The sequence below is a fragment of the Gemmatimonas sp. genome (assembly GCF_044376735.1).
GTDB lineage: Bacteria > Gemmatimonadota > Gemmatimonadetes > Gemmatimonadales > Gemmatimonadaceae > Gemmatimonas.
On sequence record NZ_JBILKJ010000167.1, the window covers coordinates 1 to 5,521 of the forward strand.

Annotated in this window: 4 protein-coding genes; all 4 read right to left on the reverse strand. The window is 65.7% G+C overall.

Annotation, left to right across the window (positions count from 1 at the left end):
* Positions 1-400: MBL fold metallo-hydrolase (locus ACIRA7_RS14535; protein WP_396221570.1), on the reverse strand; the 400-nt coding region annotated here is incomplete at its 3' end.
* Positions 401-537: 137 nt separating this feature from the next.
* Positions 538-1,428, reverse strand: a complete 891-nt coding sequence (locus tag ACIRA7_RS14540; protein WP_396221571.1) for a hypothetical protein — start codon at positions 1,426-1,428, stop codon at positions 538-540.
* A 119-nt stretch (positions 1,429-1,547) separates the two neighbouring features.
* Positions 1,548-2,765, reverse strand: a complete 1,218-nt coding sequence (locus ACIRA7_RS14545; protein ID WP_396221572.1) for a RagB/SusD family nutrient uptake outer membrane protein — start codon at positions 2,763-2,765, stop codon at positions 1,548-1,550.
* 8 nt (positions 2,766-2,773) lie between these two features.
* Positions 2,774-5,521, reverse strand: a 2,748-nt coding sequence (locus ACIRA7_RS14550) for a TonB-dependent receptor domain-containing protein (RefSeq protein WP_396221573.1), incomplete at its 5' end; no start/stop codon positions are given.

Below are 5,521 nucleotides of genomic sequence, written 5' to 3' on the forward strand. Positions count from 1 at the left end.
CCGCGGTTTCGTGCCCGATGATCACCGCGCCGGTCTTGTTCGAGATCACGCCGGCATCGAGGGCGTGATCGGGGTGACCGTGCGTGATCAGGATGTAATCGGCCTTGGTGACATGCGCGTTGATGAGTGCGGTGTCGGGCAGGTAGAGGTCGCTCTGCGCCGGTCCGTCGGTCTGCTTGCTGCCCGGTGCCCACCGCGCGAACTGGGTGAGGAACGGGTCCACCAACACCACTTTCGTGCCGTCGGTGATCTCCCAGCCGGCATTGCCGAGGTAGGTGAGGCGGATCTCGCCCTTCTTGAGCGAGGTGGTGCTGGTCGGCGTGGTTGGCTGGGCCATGACGCGATGGCTCGTGAGACAGGCCAGCAGACCGGCACACAACAGGGCGGGGCGAAGACGCACGGAATCTCCAGCGGGAAACGGACAGCGAGCGGAACGTCGGATACCGCCGCCGCCAAGCATACGGGGTGGGCATGGTCTCCGCGAGGCAGCGGGATGGCCGATCGGCCACCACCACGGCGTGAACGACGGCGTGTGCGCTAGCGCGCCACCGGCTTGGCGGCATGCTGCCACACGATCCGCGCGCCGGTTGCCGGATCGAGCCCCGAGACGAGGGCGCTGCGGATGGTGGTGGTGAACACGGTGACCTCGCGGCCGAGCTCAGCGTGATACCGCGCGGTGACCAGATCGGTGACCGCGGCGACCTCCCGCTCGGCGCTCGTGACGGTGAGCGGCCCGGTGGCGGCGAGCGGGAGCTGGGTCCAGGTGCCGGTGTGATCCACGATGCGACGGGCTGTGCCGTCAGCGTTGCGGGCGTAGGCCACATCACCGCCGGTCACGAACATGCGGGCCTTCGTGGCGCGCGGAATGGCCCACGCTTCCATGCCACCACCGGCGAGCGGAACAGGGACGACGGAGAAGGGACGGCCAAGCTTCGCCCATGCCGGGGTGATCACCCGGGTGACCTCACTGACGAGCTTTGCTTCCATGGCCACCCGTGCGGTGTCGATCGAACCGCTGTAGCGAGGGCGCGCGCCGTCGAGACGCACGGTGCTGAAGCGCTTCACCGTGCGAAAGGCGGGATCGATGTCGTACACGCCGCCGATGGGAATCCCGTCATCGGTGCGTTCGCAGTAGATGACGCGGGGCGCCGCCGCGGCCGGGCCGAAGGTGCCGCCGGCGCGCAAACGGGCGATGGTACCGACACACTGATACCAGTACGCGATGGTACGCGCGCGACGGTCGGCCTCGGCGAACGCCTCGCGGAACCCGGCTGGGAGTGCGTCGCGCGGGGAGGTCGGAGCGTCCGCCTCCGGGGGCGACATGCGAACCGCGGTGGCGGGTTCGGTGGTGGGTGTCACCGATCGGCCGGCGCAGGCCGCCAGCCCCAGGAGCGCGGTGGCGCCGAGAAGAATCGAGGGGAATCGCATGGGGTGCACGGTATCGGCTGCCGGTCGTGCGCGCGAGTCCAGCGGCCGGGGGAAACGAAAACGGGGGAGCGGCACCAGCCGCTCCCCCGTTCCGTCGTGATTCCCGCCCGACTCCGTCGTTATGGCGCGCCGGTGAGGTTGGGGTTGGCGCCACGCTCTTCGAGGCTGATCGGAACGCACGTGGTGCGACCCTGCAGCGTGGTGTTCCGTCCTTCGGCCAGCCAACGCTTGAGATCGAACAGCCGACGCCCTTCGAGCCAGAGCACGGCGCCACGCTCGCGCATGAGGTGCACATACGCCGCATCGACCGTGGTCGCGGTAAGCGGTGTGAGCGTGGCGGCGGTCCGCCCCTGATTGATGAAGAGCATAGCATTCGTGACGTCGTTGGCCCGGAGCGCGGCTTCGGCACGAATGAGCAGCATCTCGGTGCCCTTGGCGAGCGCGACCGGGTCGCCAAGGGTGATGTACTTCCGCTGACGGAAGAAGTTGGTCACGCCGTCCTGACCACGGGTGATCGTAGTGCCCGTTCGCACGGTGTCGTACGGCACCCGCGGATCGCGATCGGCCACCCACACGGTGTTCCACACCGTCACTTCACGACGCGAGATGGTCTGGACGGCCAGATCCATGTTCTCGCGCGTGGTGTTGAGCGAGAAGATGGCGTTGTGGCGGAAGGTGACCGGTACGAGCGCCGCGTCGGCCGCCGCTTCGGTCCACTTGCCTTGATCGGCGTACACCTGGGCGCGGCCGGCGAGCGCCGCATTGGTGAGGGCCGTGTTGTTCAGCGCGCGGGCGATCGTGAGGGCCCGCGTGAAGAGGCTTTCTGCGCGCACGAAATGATTACTGCCAGGCAGGGCCGGCCCGCCGCCGTACACAGCGTTGCAGACGTTCTCGCCAAGGAACCGATTGGCGAAGCCGGCATACAGATAGGCGCGTGGCGTGTTCGCGTTCGTTTCGAACCCGGTACCGAGCACCGTCTTCATGCGCTCGAGTCCCGCTTCGGCGACGTAGCGGGCCGTGTGCATGCGGGCCCAGTCTCCGTTCACGTCTTCGGGCCCAATATCACCGGCGGCGAACTTCCGCTCGGCGGCGAAGTTGCCGGAGTGGCGCAACTCGAGGGCCGCGAGCGAACCGCGGGTGAGGTAGTTGCCGATGGCGTTGGAGAGATCGCCACCCATGCCGTTGACGAGCGCCGGGATGGCACCGGGCGTGTTGAGATTTTCGTCGAGCAGCGGACCGGGGTTGGTGACCTTGAGGTCACAACCGCCGAGTGCCGCGGCGAGGGCGATGGAAGCCGCCGGCAGAGCGCGACGCGTCATCGCGGAGAATGCGGTCATAGTGGGCATCAGAAGCTCGTCCTCACGCTGAACAAGAACGTGCGATACGTCGAGGTGTTGTAGTAGTCGCGGCGCGAGAACGTACTCGTGCGCTGGTCGGCGGTTTCCGGGTCGGAACCGGTGTACTTGGTGTTCACAAACAGGTTTCGGCCCGCGAGCGAGACCGTCATGTTGCGCGCACCGGGGGTGAAGCGCTTGGGCACTTCGTACGAAGCCGAGAGGCTGCGCAGCTTGAAGAAATCGGCGCTTTCGACCCAGTAGCTGTAGTCACGCTCGGTCGCCGTGATCGAGCAGCGCATGCGGTCCTTGGCGTTCACGGTGGCCAGTGCGGAGGGATCGCCGGCGGCGGCAGCGCGGAGCGCCTTCTGAGCCGCAAAGCATGGCTGCCACAGGCCGAATCCGGCATTCTGGAACGCGGTGCCGTTCAGCAGGTGTCCACCACGCTGAAACTCACCAACGGCATCGATGGTGACGTTCTTGAACAGGGTGAGCGTGAACGACGGATTGATGATCTGATCGGGGAAGGTACCGCCGAGGAACTGGTTGGTATCCACGATGGCGGCGGCGAACTCGTTCGGGTTCCGCACCTTGAGCCCCACGTACGCGGGCAGCGGCAGCCCTTCCTGCACATAGCTACGCGAGAGCGCATCGAGCGTCAGCACGCGGCCACCGAGATCAACGGCCTTACCCCGCACGTTCGTGTACTGCACACGCGTTTCGAGACGGGCCCAACTAGTGGGTTCGAAGGTCGCGGTCAGCTGGGCTTCGATGCCGTTGTTGGAAATCGTCCCGACGTTCTCCGGCTGGTTGGCCGAGAAGCCCTGCGAGGGCGGATACGCGACGTTGATGATCGCGTCGTTGGTGCGCGCATTGAAGTACGTGAACACGGCACCGAGGCGACCGCCCCAGAAGCCAGCGTCGAAGCCGACTTCGGTTTCACGCGTGCGCTCGGGTCCGAGATTGGGATTGCCGAGCTGTCCCGGTGTGAAGGCGGAGAGTCCGCCTTCGGCGGCGATCGGATTCCAGGTGCGCGTGGCATCAAACGCGCCCGGTGCCTTGCCGGCTTCGCCGATCGCGCCCCGCAGCTTGAACGTTTCGATCAAGCGCGTCGGCCAAAACGATTCGTCGGAGATCACGTAGGACGCGCTCAGTTTCGGATACGTCTGGAGACCAAAGCCCGAACCAAACGCCGAGTTGCCATCGACGCGCGCACCGGCGGTGACGAACAGCACATCCCGCCAGCCGATCATTTGCTGCGCGAAGAAGCCGGCGTTGATCACGCGCTGTTGATTGACGTCGGTGATCTGGCGAATCGACGCGGACACCAGCGTGGGAACGCCGGGGCCGGCGAAGTTATCACCTTGCAGATCGGTGGAGTTGAGACGGCTGTCGAACATCTGTCCACCAATGGACGACGTGCCGGTGAAGCGCTTGCCGAAGGTCTGCTTCCAGCTGCTCGCGAGATCGACCGTGATCAGTTGACGGTTCCAGAGCGTCTGGAAGTACTGGCCGGTTGGCGTACGCGGATAGCCAAACGGATTGATGGTGCGCTGATCGTTGTTGTTGTAGTCGATGCCGACGGCGATCCGATTGCTGATGGTGGAAGTCGGATTCCACGTGGCCGTACCGCCGGTGATGAAGTGGTCACCGCCGATCGTGTTGGACTTCGAGAAAATCGTGTCGTTGACGACGCACGCGATGGTCGGTGTACTGCAGCCGGTTCCCCGGAAGTTCGACCCCGGGCCGCGCGAGACGTTGAGCAGGAATCCGTCGGCGCTGTTGCCTTCGGAGATCATGGCGGTATTGCGGCGCTGCCACGAGGTGTTGAGCGCCAGCGTCACGGTCTTGCTTGGCGCGAAGCCGATGTTGGCGCGAAGACCGCCAGTTTTGTTGCTGCCCACACGGAACACGCCCGACTCATTCTCGAGGTTGCCGGAGATGGAATAGTTGATCCCGCTGCCGGAGCCGCGCACGCCGAGCGAATAGCGACCGAGATAGCCGTTCTGCAACCACGAGCCACTGGCGGGGCAGGTGGCATCTTCGAAGGCGACGCCAAGGGCGTCGACCATGTTCGGACCGCGGCATTCGCGCAGGAACATGCGCGTGGGATCAGTTCGCGGGCCGAAGTCCCCCATGCTGTTGATGCCGCCGCTGGCCTCGAGTGTCCACACGGCGGGGCCTTCACGACCGCGCTTGGTGAAGATCTGAATCACACCGCCGGAGGCTTCGGTGCCGTACAGGGTGGTGGCGGCCGGGCCCTTCACGACTTCGATGCGATCGATGTCGGAGGCAGCGATATCGTTCAACGGTGAAACGGACTGACGCGACGAGACACCGGTCGGTGAGTTACCGTTAAAAATTCGGATGCCGTCGACGTAGATCAGTGGGCGGTTGCCCTGCGTGATCGAGTTGACGCCACGCAGACGGATGGTGCCACCCGCACCGGGGCCGCCGCCGTTGGCCTGAATGGTGACGCCGGTGGTGCGACCCTGCAGAATCTGTTGGGTGTTGGCGACGGCGCCGCGTTCGAAATCGGCGCTGCCGACCGTCGTGATCGCATTGCCGACTTCCTTCTTGCGCTCTTCACCCGTAGCGGTCACGACGACGCCGGTCAGCGACACGCTGCTCTTGACGAGGGTGACGTTGACGGTGACGGTGGCGCCAGCGGCGAGGGTTACGGCGCGCGACTGCTGCTGATAGCCGATGCGACGCACCGTGATGGTGAGCGCGCCCGCCGGGATGCTAGCCAGCGTGAA